At 70.9% G+C, this 17,573-nt stretch carries 13 protein-coding genes; 4 read left to right on the top strand and 9 right to left on the bottom strand.

The genetic code is table 11. The annotated features are described in order from the left end of the window. The 3 genes from J7E86_RS12305 to J7E86_RS12295 all read right to left on the bottom strand — a co-directional run. On the bottom strand, window positions 1-1,413 hold a 1,413-nt coding region (locus J7E86_RS12305; RefSeq protein ID WP_215081646.1), incomplete at its 3' end, for an AfsR/SARP family transcriptional regulator. 1 nt (window position 1,414) lies between these two features. Further along, entirely contained in the window at window positions 1,415-2,707 is a 1,293-nt protein-coding gene (locus J7E86_RS12300) for a M18 family aminopeptidase (RefSeq protein WP_215081645.1), read from the bottom strand. Window positions 2,708-2,819: 112 nt separating this feature from the next. Next, window positions 2,820-4,646, bottom strand: a complete 1,827-nt coding sequence (locus J7E86_RS12295) for an acyl-CoA dehydrogenase (protein WP_215081644.1) — start codon at window positions 4,644-4,646, stop codon at window positions 2,820-2,822. Window positions 4,647-4,776: 130 nt separating this feature from the next. Between J7E86_RS12295 and J7E86_RS12290 the strand changes: the two genes are divergently transcribed. Then, complete coding sequence (locus J7E86_RS12290; protein WP_215081643.1) at window positions 4,777-5,229, top strand: SseB family protein; 453 nt, start codon at window positions 4,777-4,779, stop codon at window positions 5,227-5,229. Between the two features lie 230 nt (window positions 5,230-5,459). On the opposite strand, the gene J7E86_RS12285 is transcribed toward J7E86_RS12290, so the two are convergent. Further along, window positions 5,460-6,395, bottom strand: a complete 936-nt coding sequence (locus tag J7E86_RS12285) for a serine protease (protein ID WP_215081642.1) — start codon at window positions 6,393-6,395, stop codon at window positions 5,460-5,462. A 102-nt stretch (window positions 6,396-6,497) separates the two neighbouring features. On the opposite strand from J7E86_RS12285, the gene J7E86_RS12280 reads away from it, so the two are divergent. Continuing rightward, complete coding sequence (locus tag J7E86_RS12280) at window positions 6,498-7,451, top strand: pirin family protein (RefSeq protein ID WP_215081641.1); 954 nt, start codon at window positions 6,498-6,500, stop codon at window positions 7,449-7,451. A gap of 109 nt (window positions 7,452-7,560) precedes the next feature. On the opposite strand, the gene J7E86_RS12275 is transcribed toward J7E86_RS12280, so the two are convergent. Further along, entirely contained in the window at window positions 7,561-9,720 is a 2,160-nt protein-coding gene (locus J7E86_RS12275) for a SpoIIE family protein phosphatase (protein ID WP_215081640.1), read from the bottom strand. 164 nt (window positions 9,721-9,884) lie between these two features. Here J7E86_RS12275 and aspS point away from each other — a divergent pair, with 164 nt between their 5' ends. Further along, window positions 9,885-11,657 carry an aspartate--tRNA ligase gene (aspS, locus tag J7E86_RS12270; protein WP_215081639.1) on the top strand — a complete coding sequence of 591 codons (1,773 nt, stop codon included), beginning with the start codon at window positions 9,885-9,887 and terminating at the stop codon, window positions 11,655-11,657. Window positions 11,658-11,819: 162 nt separating this feature from the next. Here the strand turns inward: aspS and J7E86_RS12265 are convergent, their stop codons facing one another. The 3 genes from J7E86_RS12265 to J7E86_RS12255 form a co-directional block, all read right to left on the bottom strand. Then, complete coding sequence (locus tag J7E86_RS12265) at window positions 11,820-12,191, bottom strand: DNA-binding response regulator (protein WP_215081638.1); 372 nt, start codon at window positions 12,189-12,191, stop codon at window positions 11,820-11,822. A gap of 169 nt (window positions 12,192-12,360) precedes the next feature. Continuing rightward, window positions 12,361-14,079, bottom strand: a complete 1,719-nt coding sequence (gene metG, locus J7E86_RS12260) for a methionine--tRNA ligase (protein ID WP_215081637.1) — start codon at window positions 14,077-14,079, stop codon at window positions 12,361-12,363. Window positions 14,080-14,191: 112 nt separating this feature from the next. Continuing rightward, window positions 14,192-14,455: a hypothetical protein gene (locus tag J7E86_RS12255; RefSeq protein ID WP_215081636.1), complete on the bottom strand. Its 264-nt coding sequence runs from the start codon at window positions 14,453-14,455 to the stop codon at window positions 14,192-14,194. A 482-nt stretch (window positions 14,456-14,937) separates the two neighbouring features. Here J7E86_RS12255 and J7E86_RS12250 point away from each other — a divergent pair, with 482 nt between their 5' ends. Further along, entirely contained in the window at window positions 14,938-16,161 is a 1,224-nt protein-coding gene (locus J7E86_RS12250; protein WP_215081635.1) for an RICIN domain-containing protein, read from the top strand. 354 nt (window positions 16,162-16,515) lie between these two features. On the opposite strand, the gene J7E86_RS12245 is transcribed toward J7E86_RS12250, so the two are convergent. Then, on the bottom strand, window positions 16,516-17,573 hold a 1,058-nt coding region (locus J7E86_RS12245), incomplete at its 5' end, for a VWA domain-containing protein (protein WP_251019037.1).

The following is a 17,573-nucleotide window of genomic DNA, read 5'->3' as shown; positions in this document are numbered from 1 at the left end:
CACCCGCAGCGCGAGCGGCAGGCCGTCGCAGAGCGCGACCAGTTCGGCGGCGGCGTCCGGCTCCTCCAGGACCCGCTCGGGGCCGAGCACGGTCCCCAGCAGGGCGACCCCGTCGTCGGTGCCCAGGGAGCGCAGCCGCACGGGCCGGGCCGAGTCGGTGGCGACGAGACCGTCCAGGCGGCTGCGGCTGGTCACGAGCGTCGCGCACTCCCCGCCGGCCGGCAGCAGCGGCCGCACCTGCGCCGAACTGCGGGCGTTGTCGAGGACGACCAGCAGCCGGCGGCCCGCCGTGAGCGAGCGGTACAGCGCGGAGGCGGCCTGCGGCGAGTCCGGGATCCGCCCGGCCGGCGTGCCGAGCGCGAGCAGGAACTCCCGCAGCACCTCGCCCGGCGCCGCCTCCTCGCCCCCGCTGAACCCCCGCAGGTCGGCGAAGAGCCGCCCGCCGGGAAAGGCGTCGTCCCGGCCGTGCGCCCAGTGCACCGCGAACGCCGTCTTCCCGACCCCCGCGGGCCCGGTGACCACCACGACGCCGCCCGCCGCCGGCCCGTCCACCAGCCGCGTGAGCCCGTCCAGCTCCCGGTCGCGGCCGAGGAAGCCGGTGGGCCGCCGCGGCAGCGACTGGGGCGCGTGCCACGACGGCGGCTCCTCCGCCCGTACGACCGGCCGGCCCCGCGCGCCCGAGCGCAGGATGCGGTCGTACGCGGACCGCAGCCCCTCTCCCGGCGCCACGCCCAGCTCGTCCGCCAGCAGCCGGCGCGTGCGGTGGAACCACTCGATCGCCTCCGACTGCCGGCCCGCCCGGTAGAGCGCCGGCATCAGCGCGGCGACGAGCGACTCCCGCAGCGGGTGCCGGACGGCCTCTGCCTGCAGGACCGCCGCCGCGCGGTCGTGGTCGCCCAGCGCGCCGTGCGCCCGGGCCAGCGACTCCACGGCGGTCAGCCGCCGTTCCTCCAGGGCGTGCGCGGCCGCGGCGAACGGCGGCGTGGACACCGTGCCCGACAGCGCCGGCCCGTGCCACAGCCCCAGCGCCTCCCGCAGCAGCTCCACCGCCCGCTCCGGCTCCTCCCCGGGCCGGGCGCGCCCGACCAGCTCACCGAAGCGCACCGTGTCGACCAGCTCCTCCGGCAGCCGCAGCAGATACGCGGAGCCGTGCGTGGCCAGCGACACCCCGTGCGCCTCGGCACCCGCCTCCGCCAGCACCGCGCGCAGCCGCGAGACGTGGCCCTGCACGACCGTACGGGCGTGGGCGGGCGGTTCGTCCTCCCAGAGCGAGCCGATCAACTGTTCCAGGGCCACCGCCGTGTTGGGCCGCAACAGCAGCATGGCGAGCACGCTGCGCCGTTTGGCGGGGCCCAGCGGAACCTCACCGGCGGCGGTGGCGGCAGTGACCGGGCCCAGCAGGGAGAACCGCAAATCACCCCTCCAGGAAGGCGGTCAGCGCCGCCGCCAGCAGGTACGGGTCGTCCGCGCCGCACAGCTCGCGCGCGGAGTGCATCGACAGGCACGCGAGGCCGATGTCGATGGTGGTGATGCCGTGCCGGGCCGCGGTGATGGGCCCGATGGTGGTGCCGCAGGGCATCGCGTTGTGCGAGACGAAGTGCTGCCAGGGCACGCCCGCCCGCTCGCAGGCCGCGGCGAAGATGGCGCGGCCGTGGCCGTCCGTGGCGTACCGCATGTTGACGTTGAGCTTGAGGATGGGGCCGCCGTTGGGCAGCGGGTGGTGGTCCGGGTCGTGGTGGTCGGCGTAGTTGGGGTGCACCGCGTGACCCATGTCGGAGGAGAGACAGACGGTGCCGGCGAAGGCGCGGGCCCGCTCCTCGTACGTACCGCCACGGGCGAAGACGGACCGTTCCAGCACATTGCCGAGCATCGGGCCCTGGGCGCCGGTGTCGGACTGGCTGCCGTTCTCCTCGTGGTCGAAGGCGGCGAGCACCGGGATGTACGACAGCTCCTCGCCGCCGGCCACGGCCGCCGTCAGTGCGGCCACGCCCGCGTGCACGGACATCAGGTTGTCCAGCCGGGGCGCGGCCAGCAGCTCGCCGTCGCGGCCCAGATAGGCGGGCGCCTCGACGCTGTGGACCATCAGGTCCCAGCCCTTGACGTCCTCGGCGGCCACGCCCGCCTCCTCGGCCACGAACCGGATGAGGTCGCCCTCGACCGGCCGTCCGATGCCCCAGATGGGGGTCATGTGCCGCTGCTTGTCGAGCTTGAGTCCCTCGTTGACACCGCGGTCGAGGTGGATCGCGAGCTGCGGCACGCGCAGCAGCGGGCGGTCCACGTTGACGAGCCGGTGGGTGCCGTCGCGCAGCGTGAGCCGGCCGGAGAGGCCGAGGTCGCGATCGAGCCAGGTGTTGAGCAGCGTGCCGCCGTAGAGCTCGACGGCGACCTGCCGCCAGCCGTGTGCGCCCGTGTCGGGCAGCGGCTTGACCCGCAGGTTGGGGGAGTCGGTGTGCGCGCCGATGATGCGGTACGGGGTCGCCGCGGTCGCGCCCTCCGGCACGTACCAGGCGATGATCGCGCCCCCGCGGGTCACGAACTTCCCGCCGGTCGAGGCGTCCCAGGCGTCGGTCTCCGCGATCTGCCGGAAGCCCGCTTTCTCCAGCCGCGCCGCGGTGTTGGCCACCGCGTGGTACGGGGAGGGGCTGGCGGCGAGGAAGGTCATCAGGTCGTCGGTGTGGCCGCGGTCGAAGCGGTGCGCAGGGCTCATGGCCTCAGGATAAGGACAACGGGCCCGCCGCCCCCGGAGGGGAGAAGCGGACCCGTGTTCCTGTCATGTGCCGGCTGCCGGCCGGCTGTTCCCGGGCCGTGCCGGGACGGTCCTAGAAGACCGACTCGTCCAGCTCCATGAGGGAGTTGTCGACGGCCTCGGCGAGGCCGCGCTCGACGGAGACGCCCGGCAGGATGTTGTGGGCGAAGAACTTCGCCGCCGCGATCTTGCCCTCGTAGAAGGGCTTGTCCTTCGAGGAGGCGCCGGCCAGCTTCTCGGCGGCCACGGCGGCGCCCCTGAGGAGCAGGTAGCCGACGACGACGTCGCCGGAGACCATCAGCAGGCGGGTGGTGTTCAGGCCGACCTTGTAGATGTTCTTGACGTCCTCGCCGGTGGCGGTGAGGTCAGCGATCATCTTGCCGACGATCGCCTCCAGGTCCACGGCGGCCTTGGCCAGCGCGCCGCGGGCGGCGGCCAGGTCCTCGCCGCCGGCCTCGGAGGCGAGGAACTTCTTGATCTCCTCGGCCAGGGTGTTCAGCGACTGGCCCTGGTCGCGGACGATCTTCCGGAAGAAGAAGTCCTGGCCCTGGATGGCCGTCGTGCCCTCGTACAGCGTGTCGATCTTGGCGTCACGGATGTACTGCTCGATCGGGTACTCCTGGAGGTACCCGGAGCCGCCGAACGTCTGGAGCGACTGCGCCAGCTGCTCGTAGGACTTCTCCGAGCCGTAGCCCTTGACGATCGGCAGCAGCAGGTCGTTGAGGCCGTGCAGCGCCTTGGTGTCCTCGCCCGCGTGCTCCTTGACCAGGATGTCGTCCTGGACGGCGGCGGTGTGCAGGACGAGGGCGCGCATGCCCTCGGCGTACGCCTTCTGCGTCATCAGCGAGCGGCGGACGTCGGGGTGGTGCGTGATGGTGACCTTGGGCGCGGTCTTGTCCATGAAGTTCGCCAGGTCCGGGCCCTGCACGCGCTCCTTGGCGTACTCCAGCGCGTTGAGGTAGCCGGTGGAGAGGGTGGCGATGGCCTTCGTGCCGACCATCATCCGCGCGAACTCGATGATCATGAACATCTGGCGGATGCCGTCGTGCTTCTCGCCGATGAGCCAGCCCTTGGCGGGGTGCTTGTCGCCGAAGGTCATCTCGCACGTGTTGGACGCCTTGAGGCCCATCTTGTGCTCGACGTTGGTGGCGTAGACGCCGTTGCGCTCGCCCAGCTCGCCGGTCTCGAAGTCGAACTCGTACTTCGGGACGAGGAAGAGCGACAGGCCCTTGGTGCCCGGGCCGTGGCCCTCGGGGCGGGCGAGCACGTAGTGAAGGATGTTGTCGGACATGTCGTGCTCACCGGAGGTGATGAACCGCTTCACGCCCTCGATGTGCCAGGAGCCGTCCTCCTGCTTGACCGCCTTGGTGCGGCCGGCGCCGACGTCCGAACCGGCGTCCGGCTCGGTCAGCACCATGGTGGAGCCCCACTGCTTCTCCACGGCGATCTTCGCGATGTGCTTCTGCTGCTCGGTGCCCTCCTCGAACAGCACGCCCGCGAAGGCCGGGCCGGAGGAGTACATCCACACCGCCGGGTTGGCGCCCAGGATCGTCTCGGCGAAGCCCCAGAGCAGGGAGCGCGGCGCGGTGGTGCCGCCGATCTCCTCCGGGATGCCCAGACGCCACCACTCGGCGTCCATGTACGCCTGGTAGCTCTTCTTGAAGGTGTCCGGGACGGGCGCGGTGTTGGTCTCCGGGTCGAACACCGGCGGGTTCCGGTCGGCATCGGCGAAGGACTCGGCCAGCTCGTTCTCCGAGAGGCGCGTGATCTCCGTCAGGATGTCCTTGGCGGTCTCGATGTCCATCTCCGCGAACGGGCCGGTGCCGTACAGCTTGTCGCGGCCGAGAACCTCGAAGAGGTTGAACTCGATGTCGCGGAGATTCGACTTGTAGTGGCCCATGACAACGGCTCCGTAAGGCTGGGAGGTAGACCCTCAAAATACGTACCGGGCAGTAGTTTCCATGATGCTACCGGTGAGTAATAAGACGCAACCCCTGATCGCCCGACTGTGACTCGTTACTCTTTGGGCCATGTACGGCTACGACCAGAACGCGGGCACGCAGGGTTACGCGCCGCCGCAGCAGCCCGGTGGCTACGGCGAGCAGCCGCTCTACCCCGAGCCGTCCCCGCCGTCGCTCGCCGACGCGGTACGGGCCTTCACGACGGGCTCGATGTCCGCCGAGGACTTCCAGGTGATCTTCTCGACCTCGAAGGTCTACTGCCCGCGCGGCGACAACCCCGGCTTCCTCGCGCTCCACAACACCCAGCACCCGGTCATCCCGATGTTCACGTCGCTGAAGGAACTGCGGCGGTACGCGGGCAAGGAGTCCAAGTACTTCGTGATCACGGGCGCGGAGGTCATAGACCTCCTGCCGACGGGCTACGGCTTCGTCCTGGACATGGAGGGCGACCACCGCATGGTCTTCGACGCGAAGGCGGTGGAGCAGATGGTCGACTTCGCGATGCGGCGGATGTATGGCTAGACGCCATTGCCGCGCAGGCGGCCGGGCCGTGTCCGGGGGGTCATGTGAGCGGGCGGCTGCGGGCCGTGTCGTGCGCACCACCGCTGCGCGGTGGTGTCCTCAATCGCCGGACGGGCTTGATTGCGGCTGAGCTCAGCCGCAATCAAGCCCGTCTGGGGGCACCTCCCAGCGGTAGCTGGGGGAGATTGAGGACGCGCCCGCAGGGCGCCCGCCGCCGCAGGCGGCAAGACTCAGCCCGCCGCACGGCGGTACAGCTTCGCCGCCGCCTCGCCGAGGTACGGGCTGTACGACGTCTCCTCGTCGCCGCCCTCCTCGTAACCGCCCAGGACGCCGTTGATCGTGCCGAGGCCCGTCGCCGGGTCGATGTCGGTGAGGAAGGGCGCGCCGCTCGTGCCGTTCGGCAGGCCGCGGCAGGGGAAGCGGAGCTGGGTGGGGCTCAAGGTCTCGGTTTTGTTCTGGCAGGCCACCGGCCCCTCGCTGCCGACCGGGTAGCCGATCACACGTGCCGTGCGGCCCGTGGCGGAGGGGAAGCGGATCCGCTCCGCGCCCGTGACCCGCTCGACCGGTGTGCTGTCGCCCGCTCTGCGGACCCGCAGGAAGGCCACGTCGTGATCCGGGTCCCGGTTCGTCACCCACTCGGGAGCGACGTCCACGCTGGTGGGCACCCACACCCCGTACGGCGCGACGCCGTCCCGGTAGCCCGGGGCGAACGCGATGTCCGTGCGGAAGCCGTCCTGGTGGACGCAGTGCGCCGCCGTGACGACCAGGTCGCCCTTCGCGCTGTGCACGACGCTCGCCGTGCAGCCGTGGCCCGGCGTGTTGCCCTGGCCCGTGTAGAACAGCGGCCCGACCGCCGGTGACGGCTCGGCCCCGGTCGCCTCCAGCGGATCCGAGACCGGCAGGGGCGCGGTCCCCGACGCGTGGGTGACGGGAGCCCCGGGTACCCGGGCCGTGCCCGTGCGCACCACGGCGGCCATCGCCCGCGCCGCCTCGTCGCCCAGGGCCTTCGGCTGTGCGAAGTGCCCGGTGGCGTCGCCGTCCGCGAGGGGCGCGTCCGTCGCCGCGCCGCGCTTGGCCACGAGGAGGCCCAGGCCGGCCAGGGCCAGGACTGCCGCGATCAGGGCGGCGAGCGCGACGGGAGCGGGGCCGCTGACTTTCGGACGCATTGATCCAGTGTCCCTGGTCGACGCGCGGCGGGAATGCGGGGGACCTTGCAGGTTGTTCACCCTTCAACTAACTTGAAGGCAGACAACACCCAGGAGGTCGTCATGCCGGCTGTCACCGTTGAAAACCCACTGAGCCTGCCGCGCGTCCTGGCCCCCTCCGGGGCCACGCCTCGCCCCGTGCAGGCGGTGTCCACCGCCCCCAGCGGCTTCGAGGGGGAGGGGTTCCCGGTGCGCCGGGCCTTCGCCGGAATCGACCACCGCCACCTTGATCCGTTCATCATGATGGACCAGATGGGTGAGGTGGACTACGCGGCCGGGGAACCGCGCGGGACGCCGTGGCACCCGCACCGCGGCTTCGAGACGGTGACCTACATCATCGACGGCACGTTCGTGCACCAGGACTCGCACGGCGGCGGCGGCGTCATCACGGACGGCGACACTCAGTGGATGACCGCGGGCTCCGGCCTGCTGCACATCGAGACGCCGCCGGAGGACCTAGTGATCAGCGGCGGGCTCTTCCATGGCCTGCAGCTGTGGGTGAACCTGCCGAGCCAGGACAAGATGATCTCCCCGAAGTACCAGGACATCCGGGGAAGCAACGTCAGGCTGCTGGCATCGGAGGACGGCGGCGCCCTGATCCGGCTGATCGCCGGTGACGTCGCCGACCACGTCGGACCGGGCGCGACCCACACCCCGATCACGATGATCCACGCGTCCGTGAGCCCGGGCGCGGAAGTGACGCTGCCCTGGCGGCCCGACTTCAACGCCCTGGCGTACGGGCTCGCCGGGCATGGTTTCGCGGGGGCTGAGGGGCGCCCCTTCCGGATGGGGCAGACGGTCGTCTTCGGACGCGGCGATTCCGTGGTGATCCGCGCCGCCGAAAGCCAGGAGTCGCGCACCGAGAACTTCGAGGTGGTGCTCCTCGGCGGGCTGCCGATCCGGGAACCGGTGATGCACTACGGGCCCTTCGTCATGAACACCCGAGCCGAGTTGGCTCAGGCGCTCGATGACTTCAAGGCGGGGCGGTTGGGCACGATCCCGGCGGCGGGGGCCTGACCGGAGCCGCCCTGGTCAAGGTCGCAGCGGAGTGGGTACGTCATGCCGCCACCGCGGCCGCTCCCGGCACAGGCGACGCCTTGGCCGCCACATCCTGCCCTGAGGACGGTCAGGCCGGCTCCGTGACCGTCAGCGGCGCGGAGCCGTCGGCCTCGTACAGCTCGAACCAGATGTTCTTCCCCTCCCCCTGCGGGTCCACCCCCCACGTGCTCGCGAGGAGTTCCATCAGGACCAGGCCGCGGCCCGACGAGGCCATTTCCCCGGGGTGCCGCCGGTGGGGCAGTTCGTCGCTGCTGTCGGCGACGTCGACGCGTACGCGCCGCTCGCCCGCCGGGCCCGATATCTCCGCGATCAGCAGCGCGTCCCCGTCCGTGTGCACGAGCACGTTCGTGACCATCTCGGAGACCATCAGGACCGCCGAGTCCAGCTGGTCCTCGTCCGGCCAGTCGTACATGAGGTCGCGCACCTGCTGCCGGGCCTCCGCGAGGCGTTCCGGTTCGGCCTGGGCGATGGTCAGGGCCGTGCGCCGGGTGGGCCGCGCGGGTGCCTCCAGGGAGCCCACGGCCGTCGCGGCGGAGACCTGGCGGCAGAGCATCAGCAGCGCGATGTCGTCCTCGCGCCGGTCGACCAGCGGGCCCGTGGTGTAGTGCGACGGCGGGCCGTGCACGGCCTGGACGAGCGCGTCGGCGAGCTTCTCCAGGTTTCCGCCGTCCGGGTCCAGCGGGTAGCCCTCGATGACCTCGCGCAGCCGGTTCCAGCCGGTCTCCAGGTCGTGGCCGCCGGTCTCGATCAGCCCGTCCGTGCAGACGAGCATCGTCTCGCCGGGCTCCAGGACCAGCCGGGTGGTGGGGTAGTCCGTGTCCGGGTCGATGCCCAGCGGCAGACCGCCCGCCGTCGTCCGGACGAGCAGCGTGCCGTCGCTGAGCCGGATCGCCGGGTCGGGGTGGCCCGCGCGGGCGATGACCAGGACGCCGCTGGAGGGGCAGACCTCGATGTACAGGCAGGTCGCGAAGCGCGGATCCGTATCGGTGTCGTCCGCGTCGGTGGCGCCGTTGACGCCGGTGCCGGTGATGCCGGCCAGGAACCGTGAGGCCCGGGAGAGGACCGCGTCCGGGTGGTGCCCCTCCGAGGCGTACGCGCGCAGTGCGATCCGCAGCTGGCCCATCAGCCCGGCCGCCCGTACGTCATGGCCCTGGACGTCGCCGATGACCAGGGCGATCTTCCCCGACGGCAGCGGGATCATGTCGTACCAGTCGCCGCCGACCTGGAGCCCGCCGCCGGTCGGTACGTAGCGCGCGGCCACCGACATCCCGTGGATGTCCGGCTGGACCGTCGGCATCATCGAGCGCTGGAGGCCCATGGACAGCTCGCGCTCGGTCTCGTGCACGCTGGCCCGGCTCAGCGCCTGGGCGAGCATCCGGGCCACCGTGGTCAGCACCGAGCGCTCGTCGGGCGAGAAGGTGACGGGCACGCCGAAGCCGGCCATCCACGCGCCGATGGTCTGGCCGGCGTTGATCAGCGGCAGGAAGGCCCACGACTTCCGGGCGAAGTGCTCGATGACGCGGAAGGCGTCCGGGAAGCGGCGCCGGTAGTCGTCGGGGTCGGGGAGGTAGATCGCGCGGCCGGTGCGGATGACCTCCGCGGCCGGGTACGCGGAGTCCAGCGGCAGGTCGAGGAAGGGGTCGGCCTCGCCCGGCCGGTAGCCGTGGTGGCCGATGACCTTCACCCGGTTGCCGTCGCTGCTGAAGACGGCCAGCCCGGACGGCTCGAAGCCGGGCATCGACAGGCCCGCCGCCACCCGCAGCACCTCGGCCGTCGAGCGCGCCTCGGCGAGGGCGCGTCCCGCGTCCAGCAGGAACGCCTCCCTGTTGCGCCGCCAGTCGCCCGTGACCTGCGCGCGGACCGCGGACGTGCCGGGCTGGGCCTCCGGGACCTCCTGGACGGTGCCCACCAGCAGATAGTCGGTCGCGCCCCGCAGGGGCTTGGAGCGGCTGCGCACGGTCCGCAGCACCCGGCCCGCCTCGTCGATGACCCGCAGCCGGGCCTCGGCGAGGGTGCCCTCGGCGACGGCCAGGTTGATGATGCCCATGATCTCGACCCAGTCCACGGCGTGGAACCGGGCGCGGGCGGCCGACTCGGTCAGCTCCACGCGCTCCGCCGGCAGGCCCAGGAGCCGCGCGGCCTCGGCGTCGAAGGTGGCGATGCGCGAGGCGTTGTCCCAGTGCCACAGGCCGGTCGCTACGGCCGCCAATACGTCCTCGGTGCGCATTGCCCCACTTTATGCGGGTATGACCGTTAGATACCACCGATGCCGTCCGTGGCAGTAGGTAGGCTTGCACACGCGCTGTTGCGACGCTGACCCAGCGCCCCCGCCTCGATCACCGGGTCCGGCCACGGCCTCGGTGATCACCTCGACCACGACTTGGATGAACGATGCATCGGTACCGGTCCCACACCTGCGGCGAGCTCCGTGCGGCTGACGTCGACACCGACGTGCGACTGAGTGGCTGGCTGCACAATCGGCGCGACCTGGGCGGCATCCTCTTCATCGACCTCCGCGACCACCACGGCCTGGTCCAGCTCGTCGCCCGCCCCGGCACCCCCGCCAACGAGGCGCTGAGCCACCTGACCAAGGAGACCGTCGTCCGCGTGGACGGCAAGGTCGTGGGCCGTGGCTCGGACAACGTCAACCCCGAGCTGCCCACCGGCGAGATCGAGGTCGAGGTCACCGAGGTCGAGGTGCTCGGCACCGCCGAGCCGCTGCCCTTCACCATCAACACCGACGACGGTGTCAACGAGGAGCGGCGCCTGGAGTACCGCTTCCTCGACCTGCGCCGCGAGCGCATGCACCGCAACATCCTGCTGCGCACCGCCGTCATCCGCGCCATCCGCGAGAAGATGACCGCCCTCGGCTTCAACGAGATGGCCACCCCGATCCTGTCCGCCACCTCTCCCGAGGGCGCGCGCGACTTCCTGGTGCCGTCCCGTCTGCACGCCGGCAAGTTCTACGCCCTGCCGCAGGCGCCGCAGCAGTTCAAGCAGCTGCTGATGATCGCGGGCTTCGACCGCTACTTCCAGATCGCCCCCTGCTTCCGCGACGAGGACGCCCGCGCCGACCGCTCGCCGGGCGAGTTCTACCAGCTCGACGTCGAGATGTCGTTCGTCGAGCAGGAGGACGTCTTCCAGGTCATCGAAAAGGTCATGACCGACCTTTTCGAGGAGTTCGGCAACGGCCGTCACGTCACCTCCCCCTTCCCGCGGATCCCGTTCCGCGAGGCCATGCTCAAGTACGGCTCCGACAAGCCGGACCTGCGGGCCAAGCTGGAGCTCGTCGACGTCTCGGCGGTCTTCGCCGACAGCGGCTTCAAGGCGTTCGCCGGCAAGCACGTCCGCGCGCTGGCCGTGCCGGACACCGCCGGTCAGTCCCGCAAGTTCTTCGACGGCCTCGGTGAGTACGCGGTCGAGCACGGCGCCAAGGGCCTGGCCTGGATCCGCGTGAACGAGGGCGGCGAGCTCGCCGGCCCGATCGCGAAGTTCCTCTCGGAAGAGGACGTCAAGGCCCTGACCGAGGCCCTCGGCCTGGTCCCCGGCCACGCCGTCTTCTTCGGCGCCGGCGACTTCGACGAGGTCTCCAAGATCATGGGCGCGGTCCGCGTCGAGGCCGCCAAGCGCGCCGGCCACTTCGAGGAGAACGTCTTCCGGTTCTGCTGGATCGTCGACTTCCCGATGTTCGAGAAGGACGAGGAGACCGGGAAGATCGAGTTCTCGCACAACCCGTTCTCCATGCCCCAGGGCGGCCTCGAGGCCCTGGAGACGATGGACCCGCTGGACATCCTGGCCTGGCAGTACGACATCGTCTGCAACGGCACCGAGCTGTCCTCCGGCGCCATCCGGAACCACGAGCCCGACGTCATGTACAAGGCGTTCGAGATCGCCGGTTACAGCAAGGACGAGGTCGAGCGCGAGTTCGGCGGCATGCTCCGCGCGTTCAAGTTCGGCGCCCCGCCGCACGGCGGCATCGCCCCGGGCGTCGACCGCATCGTGATGCTGCTGGCCGACGAGCCGAACATCCGCGAGACGATCGCCTTCCCGCTCAACGGCAACGCGCAGGACCTCCTGATGGGCGCGCCGAGCGAGGTCGACGAGTCCCGCCTGAAGGAGCTCCACCTGTCGCTGCGCAAGCCGCAGGTCAAGCCCGGCCAGTAGTACAGGCAGCAGTACGCGCGCGAGGGCCCGGAACCGCCGATGTGGTTCCGGGCCCTCGCGTTCTCACTACCTGCATGGGAGCTCAAGAAGTGGTTCAAGAGCAACCCAATAATCAAGCTCGTCCGGCGTTTGAGGACAGCGCCGCGGGCGCTCAGCCCGCACTCACATCAACGCTGTCACCAGAGGCACCAACGGGCAGCACCCGGCCGCCGCGTGAACCGCCCTGGCCAGCCGCCCGGGCGTGAGCCGCCGCCGCCACAGCACCGACCGCACCCCGTACTCGGCCACCGCCATCAGCTCCGTCTCGCCCAGCTCGTCCGCGATCAGCACCACCGGCGCCCCGCCGTCCCTGGTCAGCCGGCGCAGTTCGCCCGCCGCCACGGTGTCGTCCGCCCCCATGAGCAGGCAGTCGACGTCGCCGTTCCCCCGTACGACCCGGACCTCGGGCATCGCGGCCCGCAGCTGGCGTACGAACCGCGCGCGGTTGAGCTCGTCCGTGGCGTGGACATTTACGGTGATGCGTTTCTGGAACACTGCCGCTTCCTCGTCTTCCCCGTCTTCCCCCGTGGATCAACGACATCAGCATGCGCGGCCGGCTTGAACGAACGATTGCCGATCGATCAACGGACATAAATGACAGCCCGGAACCTCGTGGAGGTCCCGGGCCCGTCATGCATGCGCGGCGGGTCGCCGCGGAAGAGTGTTACGCGTCGCCGTCTCCCGCGCCGAAGCGCTCGCGGAAGGACTCCAGGTCCTCCTCCGTGATCTTGGCGAAGAGCACCGGCGGCACGGTGAAGGGCGTGCCCGCCGGAACGAACGACAGCGACTTGGCCTCGTCGGAGGTGACCCAGGTGGCGTTGTCGTCGGCCAGCTCGAACGCGCCGCGCATCGCGGCGGCGGACGCCGGGATGAACGGCTCGGAGACCACCGCGTACAAGTGGATCAGGTTCATCGCCGTACGCAGCGTCAGCGCCGCGGCGTCCGGGTCGGACTTGATCTCCAGCCAGGGGGCCTTGGTCTCCAGGTAGGCGTTGCCCGCGCTCCACAGCGCGCGCAGGGCCTGCGCGGCCTTGCGGAACTGCAGGGCCTCCATCTGGCACTCGTACTCCGCGAGCAGCTCGGCGATCTCGCGGCCCAGGGCGGCCTCGGCCTCGCCGGCCTCGCTGCCCGCCGGGACGTCGTCACCGAAGCGCTTCCGGGAGAACGACAGCACGCGGTTGACGAAGTTGCCGAGGACGTCGGCGAGGTCCTTGTTGACCGTGGCCGAGAACAGCTCCCAGGTGAAGGACGTGTCGTCCGACTCGGGGGCGTTCGCCATCATGAAGTAGCGCCAGTAGTCGGCGGGCAGGATCTCCAGGGCGTCGCCGGTGAAGACGCCGCGCTTCTGCGAGGTCGAGAACTTGCCGCCGTAGTAGTTCAGCCAGTTGAACGCCTTGACGTAGTCGACCTTCTTCCACGGCTCGCGCGTGCCCAGCTCGGTGGCCGGGAACATCACGGTGTGGAAGGGGACGTTGTCCTTGCCCATGAACTGCGTGTAGCGGACGTCCGTGGCCTCGTACCACCAGGACTTCCAGTCGCGGTGGTCCGGGTCCTGGTCGGCCCATTCCTTCGTGGCGCCCAGGTATTCGACCGGGGCGTCGAACCAGACGTAGAAGACCTTGCCCTCGGCCGCCAGCTCCGGCCACGTGTCCGCCGGGACGGGCACGCCCCAGTCCAGGTCACGGGTGATCGCCCGGTCGTGCAGGCCCTCGGTCAGCCACTTGCGGGCGATGGAGGAGGACAGGACGGGCCAGTCGGTGCCGTGCTCGTCGACCCACGCCTCGACCTCGTGCGCCAGCTTCGACTGGAGGAGGAAGAGGTGCTTGGTCTCGCGGACCTCCAGGTCGCTGCTGCCGCTGATCGCCGAGCGGGCGTCGATCAGGTCGGTCGGGTCCAGCACGCGGGTGCAGTTCTCGCACTGGTCGCCGCGCGCCTTGTCGTAGCCGCAGTGGGGGCACGTGCCCACGATGTACCGGTCCGGCAGGAAGCGGTCGTCGGTGATCGAGAAGACCTGGCGGATCGCCCGCTCCTCGATGAAGCCGTTCTCATTGAGCTTCCGCGCGAAATGCTGCGTGATCTCGATGTTCTCCGGCGAGGAACTCCGGCCGAAGTGGTCGAAGGCGAGCCCGAAGCCGTCGTAGACCGCCTTCTGCGCGTCGTGCTGCTGCGCGCAGAATTCCGCGACCGGCAGGCCGGCCTCCTTGGCCCCCAGCTCGGCGGGCGTGCCGTGCTCGTCGGTGGCGCAGATGTAAAGGGTTTCGCGGCCGGTCTGGCGGAGGTACCTGGCGTACACATCCGCCGGGAGCATGGACCCCACCATGTTGCCCAGGTGCTTGATCCCGTTGATATACGGAAGGGCGCTGGTGATGAGGTGTCGAGCCATTTCCGGCTGCTCCCTGGTCGCGGTGTACAGAGACCTTTAGCGTATCCGAGCACCAGGGGGTGCCCGTGCGGCGATTTCGGCGTGCGCCGCGTGGACACCCGTGGCGGAGCGGTCAGGTGGCGGCGGCCGGCGGCTCGGCCATCCAGGCCCGCCAGGGCCGGGTGATCACTTCCCGGTAGGTGTGGTGGGACGGGTTGCGTCCCGCGTGCCGGAACGTCCATCCCTGGGCGTCCGCGACGTCCTCCACGGCCTGCGAACTCTCCTCGCACACTACGCACTGCATCGTGTACGTGATCGGCTCCGCGTCCGGCTCCTCGTCCGGTTGCAGCGTCCAGGTGCCGAACAGGAACACGGTGCGCGCGGTCAAAGCCCCCACCTGCTCTCCGCGTTCAGCCGTGCCACGCGGGCGCGGAGGGCTTCCGTCTCGGAGGCGGGGCGGGCGTACTCGGGCGGGCAGTCCCACTCGACCCCGCCTTGAGGAGGGCGTAGCTGTAGGTGCCCCGCGTGGCTGTCCATGACCTGACCGAGCCGGCCCGTGCGGGTGTCGACGGCGTACCTGGCGGCACCGGGGACGGGACCGGGGCCGGGAGCCGGCGGTGCGGATGCGGGGAGCGCGGGGGGATTTTCTTTGCTCACCCTCTTACGATGCCCACTGGAACGCCGCCTGATCAGTGATCGTGTGGGTACGCAGGGTGACGCGTGAATCAAGGGGGCAGGCGGTGGCTGTGGGGCGAAGCCGAGCGGCGCCGGTGCCCTTGGCCGAGTTCGCCTCGTCGTGCTCGCTCCGCCTCCCCGGGCCTCCTACTGTGGGCCGCCGGAACAGTCGGTGTGATTCCGTCCCACGCCCAGGAGAGGTCCATGAGCGTCAACGCCAAGACCACGTACCTGTTCAGGAACGCGAAGACCGGCCTGTATCTGACGGTGAAGGGTGCCAGTAAGGACGTACCCGCGGACATTGTCCAGGAGAGGCTGCTGGACTGGCCGCGGCGCGCGAGTCAGGCGTGGCGCCTGGAGCCGGGGCAGGGCGGCGCGGACACCTACCGGATCCAGAACCAGCACAGCGGCCGCTACCTCCAGGTCCGGCGGTACGGCAAGGAGCCGGGCGTGCCGATGGTCCAGGAGCACCTGGAGGAGAGCAATCCCGCGTACAAGAGCCAGACCTGGCGGATCACGAACGACGACGACCGGGGTTCGCCCGTCATCAACCTCCACAGCGGGCTGCTGCTCAACGCGCGCGGCGACGTCTCCGCCCGGGGCTCGGCCGTCGATCAGTGGCAGGGGCACGCGGACGCCGCCGGCGCCGCGCAGCGGTGGTATTTCGAGCCGGTCGGGCCCCACGGCGGGGCGAAGGCGTTCGACGCGCTGGCCGGGCTGGTCGTCGAGCCGAGCTCCGGTGGCATCATCACGGCCGTCACCAGTGTCTTCAAGGCGTCTCTGGAGGCGACCGGCGGGGTGTTCGGCACGGTGTCGAAGTGGGTGCCGGGTGTCGACCGGACGCCGTACATACGGTTCGACGGGTTCCGGGGTGACGAGGTGGTCCGGTTCTCGCAGCGGAGCCGGGTCGAGGCGGGGCCGCGGAAGATCGGTGAGTGCTTCCCGCAGCTGCCCAAGGAGTTCCACGAGGGCTTCGACTTCGTCACGACGACGCCCAAGGGGCACAGGCACCCCTATCTGGGTGTGAAGGGCGATCTCTCGGTCGAGTTCTCGGAGAAGGGCAGCGACGACGTGCCGTCCGGGCTGTACTTCCCGCCCGAGGAGCTCGGCCGGGCCGGCCGGCCGCTGAAGGCGGTGTCCGCGGCGCCGGACGGTTCGTATTACCTGGTGTTCGGTGAGAAGGGCACCGTGACCATCGACGCCCCCGGACCGAAGGCGGAGCGCGAGGTGCGCGAGGTCGCCCTGGCCCATGTGCCGAAGGAGTTCCGCCAGGCCCCCGACGCGATCGCCTCGGCCGCCGTCGGCGACGAGATGCACTACTTCGCCACCAAGGGCGACCACTACATCGTCTTCACCCTCCGGGAGGTCGTCCACGGCCCGGCGAAGATCCTCGACGCGTATCCCTTCCTGCTCGGCCTCTGGGCGTAAGCCCCGCCGACCCGGGTGACGGGAGGTGCCCTCCCGCCGCTCCCGCCACCCGGGTTCCCCTCCCCCTCCAGATGGCTCAGAGGAAGTAGACGGCGTCGACCTGGCTGTCGGGGCGACGCGAGAAATCCGCACCGGATATAGCCATACGATCCCCCGATTCGTAGCGTGATGCCACGACTACCTAGAGTAGTCAGTTGTTCGGTCGCTGTCACCATCGCGAGGGGGCGCGCTGAGGCGTTCGGGCAGCGTGCGGGGCCGGAGCCGGGCTCCGGCGCCTCGGATCCGGCCCCCCGGGCGGCAAAAAGGCCGCTCCCCCGAACCTGGGGAAGCGGCCTCCGTGAACGGATCCGTCGGCTAGCCCACGATCCCCTTCGTGCGGGCCTCCGCCAGCCACTCCGGGAACTCCACCATCAGCTCTTCGTACAGGCGGGAGTCCGTCAGGGACTTCGGTTCGCGGCCCGCGTGGAAGAAGCCCGCGTTGTCGATGACGCGCTTCTCCGGGACCGCGAGGTCGTCGAGCTTGCGCAGGAAGTCGAAGCCCTTGCCGTCCGGGTCGCCGAAGCCGACGAACTGCCAGAAGATCGGCAGCTCCGCCGCCTCGCACAGGGCGCGCTCGGCGGCGGGCTTGCTGGTGGGGGCGCCGTCGGTCTGGAAGATGACGAAGGCGGGGTCGGTGGCGCCCGAGTTCTTGTAGTGCTCGACGACGGCCTGGATGGCCCAGTGGTAGTTCGTCCGGCCCATGTGGCCGAGGCCCTCGTGCAACTCCTGGACACGACCCGCGTAGTTGGTGATGTCCAGATCGGCGGCGCCGTCGACGTCCGTCGAGAAGAAGAGGACGGGGACGGTGCCGTCGTCGTCGAGGTTCGCGGAGAGGCCCAGGGCCTGCTCGGCGAGGTTCTGGACCGTGCCGTCCTTGTAGTACGGGCGCATGGAGCCGGACCGGTCGAGCACCAGGTACACGGCGGCCCGCTGGCCGACGAGTCCGTGCTTCTCCAGCGTGACGCCCGCCGCCTTGTAGAGGCTGACCAGCGCCGGCGCGGCCTCCTCCACCTTCGCCAGGCTCACGGCCGCACCGCGCGGCGGCATCGCGGGCGCCGGCTCCGGGTTCGGGCCCGGCGCGGGCTCGGGCTTCGGCACGGGCCGGGGTGTCGGCTCGGGCTCGGGGGCCGGCGAGGGGTGGGGCGTGGGGACCGGGTCCGGCTCGGGGATCGGCTGGGGGTGGGGCATCGGCGTCGGCTCGGGCTCCGGCTGCGGCAGCGGGTCCGGCTTGGGCGTCGGGCCCGGCGTGGGGCCCAGCGGGCCCGGGTCGGGGACGCGGTCGGGGACGCGGTCGGCGTTGGGCTGCGGCGGGACGGGCGCGCGGAGGGGCTCGGCCGCTGGGGCCGCGACGGCTTCCCCGGCCGGCTCCGCGC

The sequence above is a fragment of the Streptomyces sp. ISL-11 genome, from assembly GCF_018614525.1.
Lineage (GTDB): Bacteria > Actinomycetota > Actinomycetes > Streptomycetales > Streptomycetaceae > Streptomyces.
Note: the sequence above shows the minus strand (reverse complement) of the source record. Positions and strands in the feature narration are given on the sequence as shown.